Source organism: Euzebyales bacterium, from assembly GCA_035461305.1.
Classification (GTDB): domain Bacteria; phylum Actinomycetota; class Nitriliruptoria; order Euzebyales; family JAHELV01; genus JAHELV01.
Map to the genome: position 1 here is coordinate 15,158 of DATHVN010000038.1, position 17,423 is coordinate 32,580.

Genomic DNA, 17,423 nt, shown 5'->3' on the forward strand with positions numbered 1-17,423 from the left:
CCCTCGCGTCAGCGGCTGCGCACGTCGTCGAGTGACATGCCGTGCAGGCGCAGCAGGTTCTCACCGAGGATCTTGCGCTTCGCCTGCTCGGTCAGCTGCGGGTAGCCGTAGCCGTCGACCAGATCCTGGGGCAGTTCGAAGTTCCAGAAGGCCTCGAGCGCCCACTGCGGGTGGAAGATCGGGGCCTCACTGCCGTAGACGATCTTGTCCTCGCCGCACCAGAACAGCAGCTTGCCCAGCCACTCGGCGAACTGGCGCGGCGCGCGGACGACGAAGTTGATCGTTGCGGCCAACGATGCGTACAGGTTCGGATGACGGATCAGCTGCCAGCAGGTCTCGTCGATGAACGGCAACCCGACGTGGAAGATCACGAAGTTGATGTCGCGGAAGTTGGCCGCCGCACCGTCCATGTCCCACGTCTGCGTGTGCTCGATCCGTTGGGGCCCGAGTGGCAGGCCCTTGTGGACGCCGATGAGATTGACGCCGAGTTCCTGCGCCTTCTCGAACACCGGGAACGCGACCTGCGGGTCGTCCATGCGCCACGGCATCGGGGACCCGTAGTCGTAGCGGGTGTTGTAGAGCTTGAACGCCCTGGCGCCGTGCTCGTGCACCTGGATCTCCATGAGGTCCAGCGCCCGACGGCCCTCCAGCGGGTTCACCGAGCCCCAGAAGATCGTGTCGTCGGAGTAGTCGGCCGCCATGCGGGCGCACTCCTCCCAGGGCGACAGCCCGTCGACGAACAGGTCGGTCAGCGGCAGTGGTTGCGCGATCAGCATGTCGGTGTCGGACTCGTCGAGCACCATGCGGTGGATCTCCTCGGGCGTCCACTGCCGTAGGTACTCCTCCGGTGGCAGCACCGTCTGACCGTCGGGGGTGAGGGTCGTGTGGAACGCGTACAGGTGATCGATGAACGACTCCCCGGCTGACCCCAGTGCGTTCTTCTTGTCGAAGTTGAACACGTGCGCCACGCAGTCGAAGACGAACGGCTTGCCACCTTCTGCGGTCGTGAGCGGGGACTGGGACGTGGCATCGGTCACGGCGTCACCTCGGTGGTCGTGCGGGCGGAGACCGGTGCCGCGGCTGCGGCGACCGACCCGGCGCCCGTGATCTGGTTCGGGGGTGGGAGGAACTGCAGGCGCTCACGCGCGAGGGGCGAGAGCCGTCCACTGGTCCAGGCGGTGTCCCAGACCACGCGGACGTCGGCGTCGGCGACGGTGGGCACGGCGGCGACGCGCTCTCGGATCGTCTCGACCAGCGGCACCATGAAGGGGCACCAGCCGGACGTCAGCACCAGGTCCACGCTGGCGTTGCCGTCCTCGACGCGGATGTCCTCGATGAGGCCCATGTCGACGACGGACAGGCCGCGGTCCTCGCAGCACGGGTCGTACACGTCCCGCAGGGCATCGACGATGTCGGCCCGCTGATCCATCGCTCCTCCTCGCTGGGCCGGGCGGGGTCGACGATCTCAGCCGGGTCCCCGCCCGCGCAAGGGCTGGTTTTCAAATGGTGAACAGGCGTAGGATCACAGCATGTGGAGAGGTCGACGCCCTGAACCAACCACACTGGCCGCCGCAGGGATGATGGGCGCCGTGTCGATCGTGTTCGGCGCGTACGGTGCGGCCGAGCTGCCCACCGCGGGCGACAGTGGGCCGGTGGCCAGCCGCGATGCCGTGCTGCTCGGGATCAGCGGCCGCGAGGAGGGTGTTGCGACTGTGATGGCCGTCGTGGTCATCCTCGCCGTATCGGCGCTGACGCTCAGCCTGGCAGTGGGCGTGCTGCGGCGCCGTGAGGGCGCGCGTTACGCGGCGCTCATGACCTTCGGCATGCTCGGCCTCCTGGCGCTGGCAGCGTCGCTGCCGGGGCTGATGTCGACGCCGCCACGCTCCGGCGCGCCGTTCGGGGTGCTGACGGGACTCGTCGACCTCGGGATCGTCGCGTTGCTGCTGCTACCGGCCACGGCGGACGACATCGAGGACGCCGAGCGTGCGCGCGAGCGGGCCGCGACACGTCGGTGACGCCCGTCCGGGGACCAGTTGCACCCGTCCGATCGTCCCGTAGGCTGAACCTCGGCACATCGAGACGAGGGTTCGATGCGGAGCGAGACGCCGCCGTCCGACCTGATCCGCAGCGTGTCGAGGGCGCTCCGGCTGCTCGAGGAGGTGGGCAACCATCCCGCCGGGGTCAACCCGAAGCGGCTCGCGTCGCGCTGCGGCATCCGGCTGCCGACCGTCTACCACCTGCTGCGCACACTGCGCTACGAGGGCTACCTCGACCGCCTGCCGTCCGGCGACTACGTGCTGGGCACGGCCATCGCCGAGCGCTTCGGTGATCTCGCGCCGATGCTCGCCGTACCCCCGCCGGTGCCCGCCGTGCTCGACGATCTGGCGAGGCGCACCGGGCACAGCGCGTACCTGGCGCGCTTCGTCGACGGACGCGTGACCATCACGAGCGTCGTTGAGGCGTCGGGCTCGCCGCCACTTGAAGACCTGGTCGTGGGCTTCGACGACGCCGCCCATGCGACGGCCCTGGGCAAGGCACTGTTGTCGACGCTGTCCGCGAGGCGCAGGCGCAGGTACCTGCGCGACACCGGTCTGCGCCGGTTCACCACGGCGACTGTCACCACGACCGACCGGTTGTCCGACGAGCTGCGCTCGGCCATGCCCACGGGCGTGTTCACCGAGGTCGAGCAGTTCCGGGACGGTGTGGGCTGCGTCGCGGCCCTGGTCCACCGGTCCGACGGAGACGACAACGGCTACTGGGCCCTGGGCATGAGCCACCGCGCGACCCACATCCCGCGTCAGCGCGCACGCCTTGTTCCGTCGCTGCGTCGCGCTGCGGCCGACCTGGCCACCGTCTGATCCGGAGTGGTCCATCGTTTCGCCATGACGCCGAGGACGGATCTGGTCACCGTCTGATCGGTGTTGGTCTATCGTTTCGCGCCATGACGCCGACGACGGATCTCAGCGACGCCAACGCCGACCTGGTCGCACACTGCCATCCCGTCTTCCGCAGCTTCGGGGCACGCACCCACTTCAACGGGCCGATCGTCACCGTGTCCTGCCTCGAGGACAACGTGCTGTTCGAGCGTGCGCTGGGTGACGTCGCACCCGGCACCGTCATCGTCGTCGACGGCGGCGGGTCGCTGGAGTGCGCACTGATGGGCGACCGTCTGGGTGGGATCGCGGTCGAACGTGGCCTGCCCGGCGTGATCATCAACGGCTGCGTGCGCGACACGCTGGTGCTGGCGGAGCTCGACGTCGCCATCCTCGCGCTGGCATCCCACCCTCGGCGCAGTGCCAAGCGGGGCCACGGCGCCCGCGACGTGCCGGTGTCCTTCGCCGGGGTGCTCTGGATGCCCGGCCATCACGTCTACGGCGATCCCGACGGCGTGATCCTCAGCCCCGACCCCCTCCGCTGATCGCACACCGCATGTAGAGGCCCCGACGACCCGGCCACCCGACGGCGGCCCGGGTCGGCGTCGGCGGCGGGTCAGTCCCCCTGGGGAACGAGGATGGCGCGTCCGCGCACCTGGCCGTTGTGGAGGTCCTGCATCGCGTCGACCGCCGACTCCAGCGGGTAGGTCCGCGTGTGCAGCTTCACGCTGCCCTGACCCGCCAGGGTCATGAGCTCGACCAGATCGTTGTAGGTCCCCACGAGGTTGCCGATGAAGCTGCGCTCGGTCGAGATGATGTCGATCGCCGGCGTGTCCAGGGTGCCGCCGTAGCCGACGATGGAGTGGTCGCCGTGGCGGCGGGTCATCGCGAAGCCCTCGGCGAGCGCGCCGTCCTCGCCGACGAAGTCGATGACGATCTGTGCACCGTGGCCGTCGGTCATCTCGAGCACGGTGTCGACGTGACCGCCGTCGGCCACGACGGTCGCGTCGGCCCCCAGTTCCGACGCCAGCTTGAGCGCCTCCTCCGAGCGGTCGACGACCACGATCGACGTCGCACTCAGGGCGCGCAGCGACTGGATGCCGATGTGGCCGAGGCCGCCCGCGCCGATGATGACAGCCGTCGTGCCCGGATACAGCTTCGGCAGGGCCTTCTTGACTGCGTGGTAGGCCGTAAGGCCGGCATCAGCGTGGGCGGCGACATCGGCCGGTTCGATGCCGGACGGCAGCGGCACGCAGGCACGTGCGCTGGTCCGGATGTACTCGGCCCACCCCCCGTCGGTGTCGATGCCGGGGAACGCACTCCTCTCGCAGTGCATGTCGTTGCCGTCCCGGCACGCCCGGCACAGGCCGCACGTGATCAGCGGGTGCAGGATCACCGCGTCGCCGACGGCCACGTTCGTCACCGCCGAGCCGACCTCGGCAATCCAACCGGCGTTCTCGTGGCCGATGGTGTAGGGCAGGTCGACGCCTGTCTTGGGTGCCCACTGCCCCTCCCAGATGTGGAGGTCCGTCCGGCACACCCCTGCGCCGCCGATCCTGACGATGACATCGAACGGGCCGGTGATCTGCGGGTCGGCGACCTCGTCGACCGACGGCCATTCGTCATACGCGTGCAGGCGCACGGCCTTCATGCTGTCTCCTTGTCGATCGCTGTGTCGGTGAGTGGTGGCCCATACCTCGTCCGGAGCAACCCCCGGCAGAACCCGGCGTTCCCGTCGATGCTCACCGCGACCGTTCTGATGCGAGCGACCCCGCGACCCGACCCGGGTCGCGACGCCCGCATCGATCTCGGCCGACGCGAAGTGGTCGTCGAGGCGCACGTCGACGTGCTCCACGCCGGGGACCGCCGCGACCGCCTGCGTCGCGTCGGCCACCATCAGCCACGCAAAGTTCGGCGCGCAGAAGAAGGTCGGCAGCCAGCCGCACCTCGACGGTGCCGCCGTCGACCCGGACGGACGAGACGAAGTCGAGCCCGGTGATCGCCTGGTCGAGCTCAGGATCGCGCATGGCTCCGAGCGCATCGCGGACCACCGCGTCGCTCAGGGTCGCGTGGCCGGGCACCGCTCAGGCCGTCGTGTCGATCGCCGGCTTCTCGGTAACGTCCATGCCCGGCTGATCCTGCGCACCGGACACGCCGAGGCCGTCGGGCACGTCGAGGTCGTACAGCGCCGCCGCGTTCAGCCCCAGGATCTTCTTCTTGACGTCGGTCGTGACCTCGCCGTACTCGCCGACCATGTCCTCGGGCATCTCGAAGTCGACGAACGCCTCGATCAACCACTTCGGGTGCCAGATGCCGTAGTCGCTGGCGAACAGCAGCTTGTCCTCGCCGATCCAGTACAGCAGTTCACCCAGCACCTGCGCGAAGTACCGGGGACGGGTGTGGATGAACGGCATCGCGACCTCGCCGTAGAGGTTGCGGTTGTCCGGACCGGCGGCCCAGTCGTGGATGTGGCCGTCGACGATGTAGTAGCGGTCACCGTTGTGCTCGTACACGTGCGGATCCTTTCGGACCATGTCCCGGCGGCGTCCGTGTCGTCGGCGCGGATCCGGCGCGCGGCGTGGCGTGTGCGAACGCCCTCTGGCTCATGGATGCGCTCCGGGAGCCACCTCTCGCGACCCTCATCGCGATCAACCCTCCAGGGCAGGCTAGAAGAACGAACCGCCGGTTCTCCACAAAAAGTCCGCGTCTGCGACCTCCCCGACCGTCGGACAGCGGGACATCCCCAGTGGGCGTCGACCGGATCAGCCGGAGGTCGTCCTCACCGTCCGCGCACCACGTCGACACGGCACCGTCGCCGTTGTCACCCCACGGGTATCGTGTCGGGCGATGGACGCGACCGGCCGGACCCGCAGCTCGATGGCGTTGGCGGCGGCTGCGCTGCCTGTGGGGATTGCGGTGAAGGCCGCACGGCGGACCGGGGACTTCGGCCTGGCCGACGCGGTGCGCGTGGCGCGGGACCGTCGCACGGGTCCGATCCTGGTCACCCTGGACCTGACCCGTCCCCTGCGCACGGCCACGATGGGACCCGCCGCGCTGCGCACACGGGGCCGGCCGACGCTGCGCGACGTTATCGACGGCCTCGCCATGGCCGCGGATGATCCGCGCGTCGTGGGCCTGCTGGCGCGGATCGGCACCCCGCCCGGTGGGCTCGCCACGATCCAGGAGCTGTCCACGGCCGTACGACGGTTCGCGGACACCGGACGCCCGGCGGTCGCGCACGCGGAAGAGTTCGGGGAGGCCGGCAACGGCACCGCGTCGTACCTGCTGGCGACCGCCTTCGACGAGGTCGTGCTGCAGCCCACAGGTGATCTGGCGCTGCTCGGTGTGTCCGGTGAGGTCACGTTCCTTCGCGGAGCGCTGGATCGCGTGGGCATCGAGCCGCAGTTCAGCCACCGCTACGAGTACAAGAACGCCGTCGACGCCCTCACCGGGCACGGCTTCACCGATGCTCACCGGGAGGCGCTCGACGGCGTCGTCGGCGACTGGTCGGCACAGATCGTCACCGCGATCGCCGCCGCTCGGGACATGGACGTCGCCGATGTCCACGCCGCGATCGACCAGGCGCCGCTGCTCGCCGACGAGGCGCTGGAGCGGGGGCTGGTTGACAGGACAGCGTACCTGAGTGAGGCGCTCGACGACCTGCGAGCCCGCGTCGCCGAGCAGGCCGCCCTCGTGCCCCTGTCCGAGCACCGGGGACCCGCCGCGTCGCGCCGCAGGTGGCGCGAGCGGGGCGCGCCGAAGATCGCGCTGATCGAGGCGACGGGCCCGATCACGGTCCGCGCCGGCAGTGTCCTGCCGCGCATGGGGATCACCAGCGACGAGCTGTGCGCGGACCTGCGCCGCATCGCGACCGACGACGACGTGGCCGCCGTCGTGTTGCGCATCGACAGCCCCGGTGGCTCGGCCGTCGCCTCGGATGCGATCCGACACGAGATCCTCCGGCTGCGTGACGGTGGGACGCCGGTCGTCGCGTGGATGGGCGATGTCGCCGGCAGCGGTGGCTACTACATCGCCATGCCGGCCGACCGGATCGTGGCGCAACCGGGCACGCTGACCGGCTCGATCGGCGTGATCGCGGGCAAGGCCGTACGGGCCGGGCTCGAGGACCGACTTGGCGTGAGCACCGAGGCGGTGACCCGCGGTGCCCACGCCCGCTACTACTCGTCGGCGACGGGGTTCAGCGACAGCGAGCGGCAGCGACTCGACAGCCAGCTCGACCGCGTCTACGCCGACTTCACCGCCAAGGTGGGCCACGACCGGAGCATGCCAGCGGCGCGCGTCGAGCAGGTCGCCCGCGGGCGCATCTGGACGGGCGCCCAGGCGATGTCGCATGGCCTCGTCGACCGCCTCGGTGGCTACCGCGAGGTGCTCGAGTTCACGCGAGGGGCCCTGGGACTGCCGCCCGATGCACCAGTGCGGGTCCGCCGCCACCCCCCGCGTCGCCACCTGCTCGCCCGGCTGCGCGGTGGAGGTCCCGACGACCCGGCGCAGCGAGACCTCGCCGCCGCAGTGACCACGGCTCTGGCGGATCCGACAGCGCTCCCCAGACTGATCGACGAGCTCACCCCGGTGCCGGGCGCGCTCACGATGCCCTGGGTCCCGCGGCTGCGCTGACCCCGCACGGGCCGGCCTGACCGGACCGGGCTAGCGTGGCCGACAGGCCGGCAGACCGAACGAGGACCCATGGATCCCGCACTCCAGTGGACACGCGCCCACATCCCGACCCTCGACGAGCGACGGATCCTGATCAGCGGCGCCAACAGCGGGATCGGCTTTGAGGCGGCACGGCTGCTGGCCGCCCGTGGCGCCGCCGTGACGCTGGCCTGCCGCGACGGGCAACGCGGGAGGGACGCCCTGGTGCGGTTGCGGGCGGCGACACCCGACGCCGACGTCGACCTGCTGCGCCTCGACCTCGCCGACCTCGCGTCGATCCGTGAGGCGGCCGAACGGTGGAGCGACGGTCACGACCGACTTGACGTGCTCGTCAACAACGCCGGGGTCATGGCACCTCCGCTCCGTCGGACCGTCGACGGGTTCGAGCTGCAGTTCGGCGTCAACCATCTGGGTCACTTTGCGCTGACCGGCCTGCTGCTCGACGCGTTCCGCGGCGACGCGTCGCGCGTCGTCACCGTGGCCAGCGGTGCGCACCGCACGGGCACGATGGCGTTCGACGACCTGAACTGGACCCACCGCCGCTACCGGCCGTGGCCGGCGTACGGACAGAGCAAGCTGGCCAACCTGCTGTTCACCTTCGAGCTGCAGCGGCGGTCGGCGGCCGCGGGGCTGCCCGTCGACGGGATCGCGGCCCACCCCGGCTTGGCGGCGACCGGTCTGCAGGGACGCGGCCCGCGGATGCGCGGCAACGCCCTCGGCGCGCAGCTCACCGAGCTCGCCAGCCGGGTCCTGGCGCAGGATGCCGCACGCGGCGCGCTGCCGACGGTCGTCGCGGCGGCGTCGCGTGATGCACGCGGTGGCGACTACTGGGGCCCCGCCGGCCGCTTCGAGATGCGTGGCCGGCCCGCGCGCGTCCCCGTGGATCCCGCCGCGACGGACCTGCGCGCGGCCGCGATGCTGTGGGACCGCTCGGAGGAACTGACCGGGGTGCGGTTCGAGGCCCTGCGATCGGCCGCGTCATGACCGACACGCTGATCTCGGTCCTGCTGTTCCTCGTGGTGCTCGTGCCGTCGGTCATCCTGCACGAGGTCGCCCACGGCGTCACCGCCCTGGGCTTCGGCGACGACACCGCCAAGCGTGCCGGCCGACTGACCCTGAACCCGCTTCCGCACATCGACCCGTTCGGAACGGTCATCCTCCCGACGCTGCTCGCGTTCACGGCGGGCGGCGCGTTCGGCTACGCCAAACCCGTCCCGGTCAACCCGTCCCGCATGCGCAGGCCACGTGACCACGGGTTGCTGGTCAGCCTCGCAGGCCCGGCCACCAACATCATGCTCGCCGTTCTTGCCGCCGTAGCGCTGCGCGCGCTGGTGCCGTCGGCCAGCGACCTGGTGTTGGACCTGGTGTTCCGCTTCGGCATCATCAACCTGGTGCTGGCCGCATTCAACCTGCTGCCCATCCCGCCGCTGGACGGCTCGGCGGTCGTCGAACGCCTCCTGCCGCGTCGCCTCCTGCCGCAGTGGCGCCGCCTGCGGCTGTACGCCATGCCCGTGCTGCTGTTGCTCGTGCTGCTGCTGCCAGGCGCGCTCGGCCGGGTGTTCGACGTCGCGCAGCGCCTGTGGCTCCAGCTGCTGTGAGCCGGTCGTCCCGGGCGCCGGTGCTCAGCGTTCCAGGAGCTTGAGCGCCGCGTCGAGGATCTCGTCCTCCGACATCAGGACGCGGTCGGCGGAGGGTCCCAGCGGCACGAAGCTGTCGGCCGACCGCACGGCATCCATCGGCCCGTCGAAGTGACGCTGGACGAGGCGCGCGAGGACGGCATCGGCGATGCCACCCGACTCGCGGCACTCGTCGGCGACCAGGACCCGGCCACAGGCTGTCGCCTGCTCCTCGATCGCCGCCCACGGCAGGGGTGCGAGCCAGCGAAGGTCGATGATCCGCGCCCGCCGTCCGTGACCGGTGGCCAGCTGGCGCGCGGCCCGCAACGCCTGACGGACCCCGTTGCCGAAGGTGAAGATGGCGATGTCGTCGTGCTGTGCGCCGTAGACGCCGACGTCGCCGGGCAACAGGTGCTCCCCTGGCGGCGGATAGTCGCTGAGCCAGCGGCCGTCCCCGTCGTCGTACAGATCCTTGGTGTGGTACAGCGCGATCGGTTCGAGCATGCAGACGACACGACCGTCGACGTGTGCCATCGCCATCGCGCCGCGCAGCATGCGTGCCGCGTCGGCGCCGCGGGCCGGGACGCCGATGATCAGGCCCGGGATCTCGCGCAGGGCGGCGACCGCGTTGTCGTTGTGGAAGTGGCCGCCGATGCCGCGCTGGTAGGCGAAGCTCGCGATCCGCAGAACCATCGGCGTCGCGAACTGTGACGCCGACAGGAACCCGGTCGTCGCCGCCTCTCCGCGCAGCTGGTCGATGGCGTTGTGCAGGTAGGCGAGGTACTGGATCTCGGGCACGGGCAGCAGGCCGCGAAGCCCCAGGCCCTGGGCGACACCCAGGACGCTGGTCTCGTCGAGCAGGGTGTCGAAGACGCGTCGCGCGCCGAACGCCTCCTGCAGCCCGGCGGTCACGTGGTACACGCCACCCTTGCGACCGACATCCTCACCGAGCACGACCGCGTCGGGGCGCCGCAGCAGCTCGTCGTGCAGCGCCGCGTTGATGCAGGCGGCCAGTGTTCGACGCGACGGCGCCGTCGCCGCCTCGGGCAGCTGGTCATCGAAGTGCCTGGCACGCCGCTCCGGGTCGGGCGTGGTCGCGGCGTCAACCGCGACCGCGTCGGCCGAGAACGGCGCGATGGGTCGCATGATCTGCGCGCGGTCGTCGAGCGGTGGCCGATCCGCGTGCCGCTCGACCGCCCGGTCGATCTCGGCGCGAACGCCGCGGACGATCTGGCGCAGCAGCGCGGCGCTGGCGGCGCCAGTGTCGAGCAGGCGCTGTGCGACCAGCAGCAGCGGGTCTTTGGCCTCGTCGTCGTCGATCTCCTGCCGCGAGCGGTAGGCCGTCTCGACGTCGCTGCCCGCGTGGCCCCACAGCCGGATCGTCGGCAAGTGGAGGAACACCGGCATGCGGCTGGCGCGGCAGTGGCTGATCGCCTGCTCGACCTGACCCCAGACCTGGTCGATGTCACCGGAGGCGCGAACGTACTCCAGCTGCGGCAGGGCCGAGAACGTGCTGGTGATCCAGCCCCGCGGGGTGCGCACCGAGATGCCCAGGCCATTGTCCTCGCAGACGAACAGCACGGGCATGCCGCCGCCGAGCCGGAACGCGTAGCGCGCCGCGTTGATGCCCGACAGCGCAGTCGCGTGGTTGGCCGACGCGTCACCGAACGAGCAGCACACGATGCTGTCGCCGGGAAGGTCGGCGCCGACCCCGAGGTGAACGGCCAGCTCGTGGGCGAACGCGAAGCCGGTGGCCTTCGGCACATGGGACGCGATCGTGCTGGTCTGTGGCACGACCCACGACCGTCGGTCCCCCCAGACCTTGTGGCGGCCGCCGGAGGTCGGGTCGTCCGCGGCGGCCGTCAACGACAGGACCGTGGCGCCGACCGGGTCGGCACCAGGGAGCTGTCGGGCGCGGGCCATCATGAACGGTCCCGACCGATAGTGCAGGAACGCCGGATCGGTGGGTCGCAGGAGGGCACCGACGACGGCGTTGTGTTCGTGGCCGGCGCTCGAGATCGTGTAGTAGCCGCGGCCCTCGGCGCGGAGGTGGCGTGCGGCGACATCCAGCTCGCGCGATCTGAGCTGGTCGATGAACAGCGCGATCGCTCGTTCCCTCGTCAGGCTCGTGCCACCGCGCAGGCGGCTGCCCGGACGCTCGACGGCGTCGTCGCCGTCGACCGACGCGAGCAACCGGTCGAGGTTCTCCCGGACAGCAGCAACACGACCTGCGGGCATCCCTGAAGGCTAGACCGTCGGCACGACCAGCGCGCGCACCATCTGTTGCGCGCGCAACACCTCCACCGAAACGCGGCGGTCGGACACTAGCCTGTACGGGTACGTGTGGGTGAGTTCACGCCAGGCCGCGGAGACGATGATCGACCATGAGAGCAGACCAGGTCTTCGGCCTCCTGCTGATCCTGCTCGCGATCTACCTGGGCGTCACCGCCGCGGGCCGTGGCGTCGCCGCCGGACAGCTGTTCGGCGGCGCGGGCGGTTCCGGCCCCATCGAGCTCGCGCCCGGGACCGGCGGCGGCAACGAAGGCGACGACGAGGACGGCCTGGGAGGCGACGACGAGGACGGCCTGGGAGGCGGCGGCCAGAACGCGCAACCGAGCGGACGGGAACCGATCGTTGCCAACAGCGACTTCTGCGCGGCTGCATCACAGAGCTCGCAGTTCGATGACCTCGGCAACGCACACGACGAGGCGATCAGGTGCATGGAGGCGGCGGGGGTCGTCACCGGCGAGACGTTGACACAGTTCAACCCGGCCGACGCCGTCACCCGAGGAGAGGCGGCGATCGCGATCGCGGCAATGATGGACACAGCCAACCGCCTCGAGGCCGAGGGCGTCGCCCTGCAGGACCTGCCTTCCGCCGACGACCCACGGTTCGAGGACTTCAAGGACGACGTGGCGGACTGCCCGGGGCAGAACGCGATCGCCCGGCTGAACGAGACACCGGTGGCGCAGGGCTACGTGGACTCACGGTTCGAGCCGTGCGGCAACGTCACCCGCGGCCAGATGGCGTCGTTGCTGGACCGGAGCTACCAGTACCTCAACGGCTCCGCGCTGCCGACCGGGCCGGACCGGTTCCGCGACGACGACACGTCGGTGCACGAGGCGTCGATCAACGCCGTGGCCGCCGCGCAGATCATGGAGGGCCGCGGCAACGAGCAGTTCATGCCGGGCCAATCGGTGCTGCGCGGGCAGATGGCATCCTACCTCGCACGGATCCTGATCCGCATGGAGGACAAGGGCAGGATCACGCCGTTGCCATGACCAGCGGGCTCTGCCGCGCCACGCCGGTGCGAAAGTGACGAGGCCGGTGTCACCACCCCACATCGCGCCCTGTGGCGCTCATGCCCGGTACGGCGACGCCGCGACGAACGCGGACTCGATCCGCCCGAGGTCGGTGGCTGGACGCGCGTCCTCGCTGAGCTCGAACAGCACGTCGCCCCAGCATCCGGTGGGCTCGAGCCGGGCCAGCAGTGACGTCAGGCCGAACTGGATGCGGTTGAGCATCAGGAAGGCCGCGGGCATCTCGAGCTGGCGGAGCGTCTCGACGTACCCCGCGTCCGGGTCCAAGCTGGCGGCCGTCACCTCCCGCGCGTAGGCGGCGGTGTAGCTGAACGGCTCGGAGGTGCTCATCGGCCTGTGCATCAGCCGGAACCAGCGGCGCACGACGTCGAAGTCACCGTCGAACTGCCCGCCCAGCAGGCCGGCCTCGCGCATGGCTGCCCGCAGCTGCGGCGCGTCGTCGTCGCGGACGGCGCGGTGGACGGCATGGAGGCGGTCGCGGTCGGCCGTCCCGAACGCCTTGCAGCTGCCGAAGTCGATGAATACGACGGTGCCGTCGCCGGGGAACAGGTAGTTGCCAGGATGGGGGTCGGCGTTGAAGATCCTGAAGCGGTACAGCGAACCGAAGACGAAGCGGAAGATGATCTCGCCGTAGCGGTTGCGGGTGGCCTCATCGGCACCGCGCGCGACGTCGCCGAACGACTGGCCCTCCACGAAGTCGGTCACCAGCACGCGGGGCCGGCACCAGTCGTGGTGTACGGCGGGGACCCGGACGAACGGGTGGCCCGCGTAGCGGTCGGCGAATGCCTGGTGGTAGCGCGCCTCCGTCTGGTAGTCGAGCTCCTCGTCGAGCCGCGCCCGGACCTCCGCGAGCAGGGGTCCAGGCTCCAACCGGGGGTTGAGGACCCGCAGCAGTGGGATCAACAGCTCGAGGTTGGCCAGGTCCGCCAGCGTGGACTCCGCGACACCCGGATGCTGGACCTTGACCGCCACGTCGGTCCCGTCGACCAACCTGGCGCGATGCACCTGTCCGATCGAGGCGACGGCGAACGGCTCGGGCTCCCAGGAGGCGAAGACCAGGTCGGCAGGAGCCCCGTACTCGGCCTGGAGCACCGCGGCCACGGTGGCGGGATCCGAGGCTGACGCCGAGTCCTGCAGCTGCGCGAGCCGCGTGTGGTAGCGCTGCGAGGACTCCTCGTCCATCGGCAGGTCGACGTAGCTCAGCAGCTGGCCCGCCTTCATGGCAGCGCCCTTCATCGACCCGAGGGTGTCGAGCACGACGTCGGCGATCTCGTCGTGTGACAGGCCGACGCCGTCGACGTCGCCTCGGCGCTGTGCCCGCCGGGCTGCGAGCAGCCCCCTGCCCGCGGCCGCGGAGAGCCGGGCCAGCTGACCACCACGCGACAGGCGTGTGCGGGCGGCGGACGGTTCCGAGGGCACGTCCCCAGCATGCGACGCACCCGCGCCGCCCGCCATGGACGCGCGGGCACTACTCGGCGGTGGTCTCGGAGCCGGCGCTGCGCTCCGCCGCGTGGGCCTCGTCGTCCCGGGTGTCCTCGTCGTCCCGGGTGGCTTCGTCGTCCGCCGTGCCCTGCGGGGTGTGCCGCAGCGACAGCCAGAAGGTCAGCGCAAGCACGACGCCGATGAAGCCGAGCGACGCCAGCGTTGGGATGTGCAGCCCGAGGCCCTCGCCGATGAACTTGAGGCCGACGAAGCCGAGGATGATTCCGAGGCCCTTGTCGAGGTAGACGAAGCGGTCCTGGATCCCGGCGAACAGAAAGTACAGTGCGCGCAGTCCCAGGATCGCGAAGGCGTTCGAGCTGAAGACCAGGAACTCGTCGCGGGTGATGGCGAGGATCGCAGGGATCGAGTCGACCGCGAACAGGATGTCGGTGAACTCGATCGAGACCAGCACCGTGAGCATCGGCGTGACCATCCGCTTGCCGTTCTCACGCACGAAGAAGTGCTCGCCGTGGTAGCCCTCGGTCTGCGGGAGCAGCCTGCGGATGCGCACGAGCACCGGGTTGTGCTCCGGATCGACCTCGAGGCCCTCGCTGGTGAACAGCCTGTAGGCGGTGTACAGCAGGAACGCGCCGAAGACGTACACGATCCAGCTCAACGACTCGAGCAGCGCGACTCCCGCGAAGATGAACGCCAGTCGGAACACGATCGCACCGAAGATGCCCCAGAACAGCACGCGGTGCTGGTACTTGGCCGGCACCGCGAAGAACGAGAACAACACCGCCCAGACGAAGACGTTGTCGACCGACAGGCTCTTCTCGATGAGGTACCCGGTGATGTACTCCTGCGCCGCCGTGCCTCCGAGCCACCACCACACGAGCCCGGTGAACGCCACGCCCAACGCTATCCAGACCGCGCTGTAGATCGCCGCCTCCCGCGTCTGGATCTCGTGCTCCTCGCGCATGACGACCTTCAGGTCGATCAGCAGGAGCATGGCGATGAAGGCGATGAACGCGATCCAGGCCCACAACGGCTCGCTGCCGCTGCCGCCTCCGCCACCGCCGCCTTCTGCCGCGGCGAGCAGCACGCCTACCGACGTCATGCAGTCTCCGTTTCTCACAGGGTGGCGGGGTGGACGGCGCGGGCAACGCTGGGCCAACTGTGCCCGCTCGGCCGTCCCCATATGCCGGGTGTCTCGCCGGCCGGTGCCATCATGGCCCCATGTCCCTGCACCCACGTTCCCGACTCCTGGCGATCCTACTGACGGCGGCGGCCGCCTGCTCACCGGCCGCACCGGAGACGGCCTCCATGCCGTCGCCACCTGCCTCGCCGCCCGCGTCTGCCGCGCCGTCAGAGCAGGAGCCGTCTGAGCTGGAGCCGTCGGCGGCATCGGCCGACCCCTCTCCCGAGGTGACCGACACCGGTGACCTGCGCGCCGCGTCGGTCGCGCTCACGCGGGTCGTGGAGCTCAACGCACCGACCGCCCTGGCGATCCGGCCTGGCGACGACGCGCTGTACTTCGCCGAGCGTGACGGCCGCGTCGTGCGGGTCGTGGACGGTGCGGTTGCCGGCGGTCCCGTGCTCGACATCTCGTCGCAGACCACGAGCGACAGCGAACGCGGCATGCTGGGCCTGGCGTTCTCCGCCGACGGCGACCACCTGTACGTCTCATTCACCAACGACGCCGGCGACTCGCAACTCGACCAGTACCGGATGCGCGACGGCGTTGCACGCCTACGCAGCAGGCGGAACCTGCTGCTGGTCACCCAGCCCTACTCCAACCACAACGGCGGCAACGTCGTGACCGGCCCGGACGACATGCTCTACTTCGGCCTCGGAGACGGCGGCGGCGCCGGTGACCCACTCGGCAGCGGCCAGGACGCGTCCACTCTGCTCGGCGCGCTCCTGCGCATCGACCCGACGCCGGCCGGTGGCCAGCCGTACACGGTGCCGGCGGACAATCCCTACGCGGATGGCGGCGGACGGGGCGAGGTGTGGGCTTACGGCCTGCGCAACCCGTGGCGGTTCTCGTTCGATCGTGCGACCAACGACCTGTGGATCGGCGACGTCGGTCAGGGTGCGATCGAGGAGATCGACCGGGTACCCTTCGACCGCGCCGCCGCCTCGAACTTCGGATGGAACGTCTTCGAGGGGACGCAACGCTTCTCGAGCGGCCGTGCACCGGGCGCGATCCCTCCGATCTTTGAGTACCCACACGACGGACGCTGCTCGGTGACCGGCGGCTACGTCTACCGGGGAGACGCCATCCCTGAGCTGCGCGGGTCGTACGTCTTCGGCGACTTCTGTGACGGCGTCATCCGCGCGCTCACGGCCGACGGCAACACGGTGACCGCTGATCGCAGCCTCGAACTGACCGTACCCGCGCTCGTGTCGTTCGGCGAGGACGCCGACGGTGAGTTGTACGCGTTGTCGTTGGAGGGCACGGTCTTCAAGATCACGGGGCGTTGACGAGTCCCGCGGAGGGTCCGTTGGATGCCGGACATCATGGGGCAGTATGCAACCGTTCCACGCGTCATACGCACGTACGAAACCGGAGTGATTCGTGATCGTCCTCGCACAGAATACTGTTGCCGATGGCCTGCAGGCCGGAGCGGAAGAGCTGGTGGCCGCCGTGCTCGCATTCCTGCCCAGGCTCCTGGCGTTCATCGCCATCCTCATCGTGGGCTACGCCGCCGCGCGATTGCTCCGGCGCCTGCTGGCCTCTGCGCTCGAGCGGCGCGGCGTCGGTCGCGCGCTCGAGCGTGGGGGGATCAAGGACGCCCTTGTCCGCGCTGACATCGATGTCGGTCGCCTGCTGTATCGGTTGGTCTTCTACGGCCTGCTGCTGCTCGTGCTGCAGCTGGCCTTCAGCGTGTTCGGTCCCAACCCGGTCTCGGACCTGCTCCAGCGCCTGATCGCGTTCATTCCGCGCGTTGTCGTGGCGTTGGTGCTGATCATCGTGGCCTCGGTCGTAGCACGGGCCGTGCGCGACCTGATCGCCGCGCTGATCGGCGGGCTGGCCTACGGACGGGCCCTGGCTCTGGCGGCACAGCTGCTCATCGTTGGTGTCGGCGTGTTCGCCGCACTGGACCAGCTCGCGATCGCCCCGACGATCGTCACCGGGCTGTTCTACGCGCTCCTCGCCACGATCGTCGGCGTCACTGTGGTGGCCGTCGGCGGCGGTGGCATCGCACCGATGCGACAGCGGTGGGAACGCGGACTCGCACGCGCCGACGCCGAGGCCGTACGGATGCGCGACGAGGCCCGTCGCCAACGCGAAGCCGAGGAAGAGGCACGCCGCCAACGCGAAGCCGAGGAAGAGGCACGCCGCCAAGCCGAAGCCGAGGAAGAGGCACGCCGCCAACGCGAAGCCGAAGCCCAAGAAGAGGCACGCCGCCAACGCGAAGCCGAGGAAGAGGCACGCCGCCAACGCGAAGCCGAGGAAGAGGCACGCCGCCAACGCGAAGCCCAAGAAGAGGCACGCCGCCAAGCCGAAGCCC

General features: G+C 70.3%; 16 protein-coding genes. 9 read left to right on the forward strand and 7 right to left on the reverse strand.

All coding sequences use genetic code 11. The annotated features are described in order from the left end of the window. Positions 1 to 8: 8 nt before the first annotated feature. Both VK923_03550 and VK923_03555 read right to left on the reverse strand, forming a co-directional pair. Positions 9 to 1,037 carry an amidohydrolase family protein gene (locus VK923_03550; protein HSJ43739.1) on the reverse strand — a complete coding sequence of 343 codons (1,029 nt, stop codon included), beginning with the start codon at positions 1,035 to 1,037 and terminating at the stop codon, positions 9 to 11. Further along, positions 1,034 to 1,429 carry a metal-sulfur cluster assembly factor gene (locus VK923_03555; protein ID HSJ43740.1) on the reverse strand — a complete coding sequence of 132 codons (396 nt, stop codon included), beginning with the start codon at positions 1,427 to 1,429 and terminating at the stop codon, positions 1,034 to 1,036. The genes VK923_03550 and VK923_03555 overlap by 4 nt, the downstream gene beginning before the upstream one ends. 100 nt (positions 1,430 to 1,529) lie before the next feature. Between VK923_03555 and VK923_03560 the strand changes: the two genes are divergently transcribed. The 3 genes from VK923_03560 (at position 1,530) to rraA (ending at position 3,418) form a co-directional block, all read left to right on the forward strand. Next, entirely contained in the window at positions 1,530 to 2,015 is a 486-nt protein-coding gene (locus VK923_03560; protein HSJ43741.1) for a hypothetical protein, read from the forward strand. A 75-nt stretch (positions 2,016 to 2,090) separates the two neighbouring features. Then, complete coding sequence (locus VK923_03565; protein HSJ43742.1) at positions 2,091 to 2,858, forward strand: IclR family transcriptional regulator C-terminal domain-containing protein; 768 nt, start codon at positions 2,091 to 2,093, stop codon at positions 2,856 to 2,858. A gap of 83 nt (positions 2,859 to 2,941) precedes the next feature. Further along, complete coding sequence (gene rraA, locus VK923_03570) at positions 2,942 to 3,418, forward strand: ribonuclease E activity regulator RraA (protein ID HSJ43743.1); 477 nt, start codon at positions 2,942 to 2,944, stop codon at positions 3,416 to 3,418. Between the two features lie 71 nt (positions 3,419 to 3,489). Here the strand turns inward: rraA and VK923_03575 are convergent, their stop codons facing one another. Together VK923_03575 and VK923_03580 are read right to left on the reverse strand one after the other, a co-directional pair. Further along, positions 3,490 to 4,524, reverse strand: a complete 1,035-nt coding sequence (locus VK923_03575; protein ID HSJ43744.1) for an NAD(P)-dependent alcohol dehydrogenase — start codon at positions 4,522 to 4,524, stop codon at positions 3,490 to 3,492. A gap of 433 nt (positions 4,525 to 4,957) precedes the next feature. After that, positions 4,958 to 5,386: an amidohydrolase family protein gene (locus VK923_03580; protein ID HSJ43745.1), complete on the reverse strand. Its 429-nt coding sequence runs from the start codon at positions 5,384 to 5,386 to the stop codon at positions 4,958 to 4,960. Positions 5,387 to 5,720: 334 nt separating this feature from the next. On the opposite strand from VK923_03580, the gene sppA reads away from it, so the two are divergent. The 3 genes from sppA (at position 5,721) to VK923_03595 (ending at position 9,145) form a co-directional block, all read left to right on the forward strand. Further along, entirely contained in the window at positions 5,721 to 7,508 is a 1,788-nt protein-coding gene (sppA, locus tag VK923_03585) for a signal peptide peptidase SppA (GenBank protein HSJ43746.1), read from the forward strand. A 69-nt stretch (positions 7,509 to 7,577) separates the two neighbouring features. Beyond that, on the forward strand, positions 7,578 to 8,531 hold the full coding sequence (locus VK923_03590) for an oxidoreductase (GenBank protein HSJ43747.1): 954 nt from the start codon (positions 7,578 to 7,580) through the stop codon (positions 8,529 to 8,531). After that, the gene (locus VK923_03595) at positions 8,528 to 9,145 is read left to right on the forward strand and encodes a site-2 protease family protein (protein ID HSJ43748.1); all 618 of its coding nucleotides are present in this window, start codon (positions 8,528 to 8,530) and stop codon (positions 9,143 to 9,145) included. Before VK923_03590 ends, VK923_03595 begins: the two co-directional genes overlap by 4 nt. 24 nt (positions 9,146 to 9,169) lie before the next feature. Here VK923_03595 and VK923_03600 read toward each other — a convergent pair whose 3' ends face one another. Continuing rightward, positions 9,170 to 11,401 (reverse strand): thiamine pyrophosphate-dependent enzyme, encoded by a 2,232-nt coding sequence (locus tag VK923_03600; protein HSJ43749.1) that lies wholly within the window; start codon positions 11,399 to 11,401, stop codon positions 9,170 to 9,172. Positions 11,402 to 11,547: 146 nt separating this feature from the next. Between VK923_03600 and VK923_03605 the strand changes: the two genes are divergently transcribed. After that, entirely contained in the window at positions 11,548 to 12,444 is an 897-nt protein-coding gene (locus VK923_03605) for an S-layer homology domain-containing protein (protein ID HSJ43750.1), read from the forward strand. Between the two features lie 78 nt (positions 12,445 to 12,522). On the opposite strand, the gene VK923_03610 is transcribed toward VK923_03605, so the two are convergent. Then, entirely contained in the window at positions 12,523 to 13,902 is a 1,380-nt protein-coding gene (locus VK923_03610) for an AarF/ABC1/UbiB kinase family protein (protein ID HSJ43751.1), read from the reverse strand. Positions 13,903 to 13,951: 49 nt separating this feature from the next. Continuing rightward, a complete protein-coding gene (locus tag VK923_03615) occupies positions 13,952 to 15,025 on the reverse strand; it encodes a TerC family protein (GenBank protein ID HSJ43752.1) in 1,074 nt (357 codons plus the stop codon). Between the two features lie 308 nt (positions 15,026 to 15,333). Between VK923_03615 and VK923_03620 the strand changes: the two genes are divergently transcribed. Together VK923_03620 and VK923_03625 are read left to right on the forward strand one after the other, a co-directional pair. Then, positions 15,334 to 16,392 (forward strand): PQQ-dependent sugar dehydrogenase, encoded by a 1,059-nt coding sequence (locus tag VK923_03620; GenBank protein HSJ43753.1) that lies wholly within the window; start codon positions 15,334 to 15,336, stop codon positions 16,390 to 16,392. Between the two features lie 94 nt (positions 16,393 to 16,486). Continuing rightward, positions 16,487 to 17,423, forward strand: a 937-nt coding sequence (locus VK923_03625) for a hypothetical protein (protein ID HSJ43754.1), incomplete at its 3' end; no start/stop codon positions are given.

Excerpts from the sequence above, each read along its gene's own strand:
- VK923_03555 (HSJ43740.1), bottom strand. The coding sequence starts at position 1,429 with ATGGATCAGCGGGCCGACATCGTCGATGCCCTGCGGGACGTGTACGAC.
- VK923_03560 (HSJ43741.1), top strand. The coding sequence starts at position 1,530 with ATGTGGAGAGGTCGACGCCCTGAACCAACCACACTGGCCGCCGCAGGG.
- VK923_03565 (HSJ43742.1), top strand. The coding sequence starts at position 2,091 with ATGCGGAGCGAGACGCCGCCGTCCGACCTGATCCGCAGCGTGTCGAGG.
- rraA (HSJ43743.1), top strand. The coding sequence starts at position 2,942 with ATGACGCCGACGACGGATCTCAGCGACGCCAACGCCGACCTGGTCGCA.
- VK923_03575 (HSJ43744.1), bottom strand. The coding sequence starts at position 4,524 with ATGAAGGCCGTGCGCCTGCACGCGTATGACGAATGGCCGTCGGTCGAC.
- sppA (HSJ43746.1), top strand. The coding sequence starts at position 5,721 with ATGGACGCGACCGGCCGGACCCGCAGCTCGATGGCGTTGGCGGCGGCT.
- VK923_03590 (HSJ43747.1), top strand. The coding sequence starts at position 7,578 with ATGGATCCCGCACTCCAGTGGACACGCGCCCACATCCCGACCCTCGAC.
- VK923_03595 (HSJ43748.1), top strand. The coding sequence starts at position 8,528 with ATGACCGACACGCTGATCTCGGTCCTGCTGTTCCTCGTGGTGCTCGTG.
- VK923_03600 (HSJ43749.1), bottom strand. The coding sequence starts at position 11,401 with ATGCCCGCAGGTCGTGTTGCTGCTGTCCGGGAGAACCTCGACCGGTTG.
- VK923_03605 (HSJ43750.1), top strand. The coding sequence starts at position 11,548 with ATGAGAGCAGACCAGGTCTTCGGCCTCCTGCTGATCCTGCTCGCGATC.
- VK923_03615 (HSJ43752.1), bottom strand. The coding sequence starts at position 15,025 with ATGACGTCGGTAGGCGTGCTGCTCGCCGCGGCAGAAGGCGGCGGTGGC.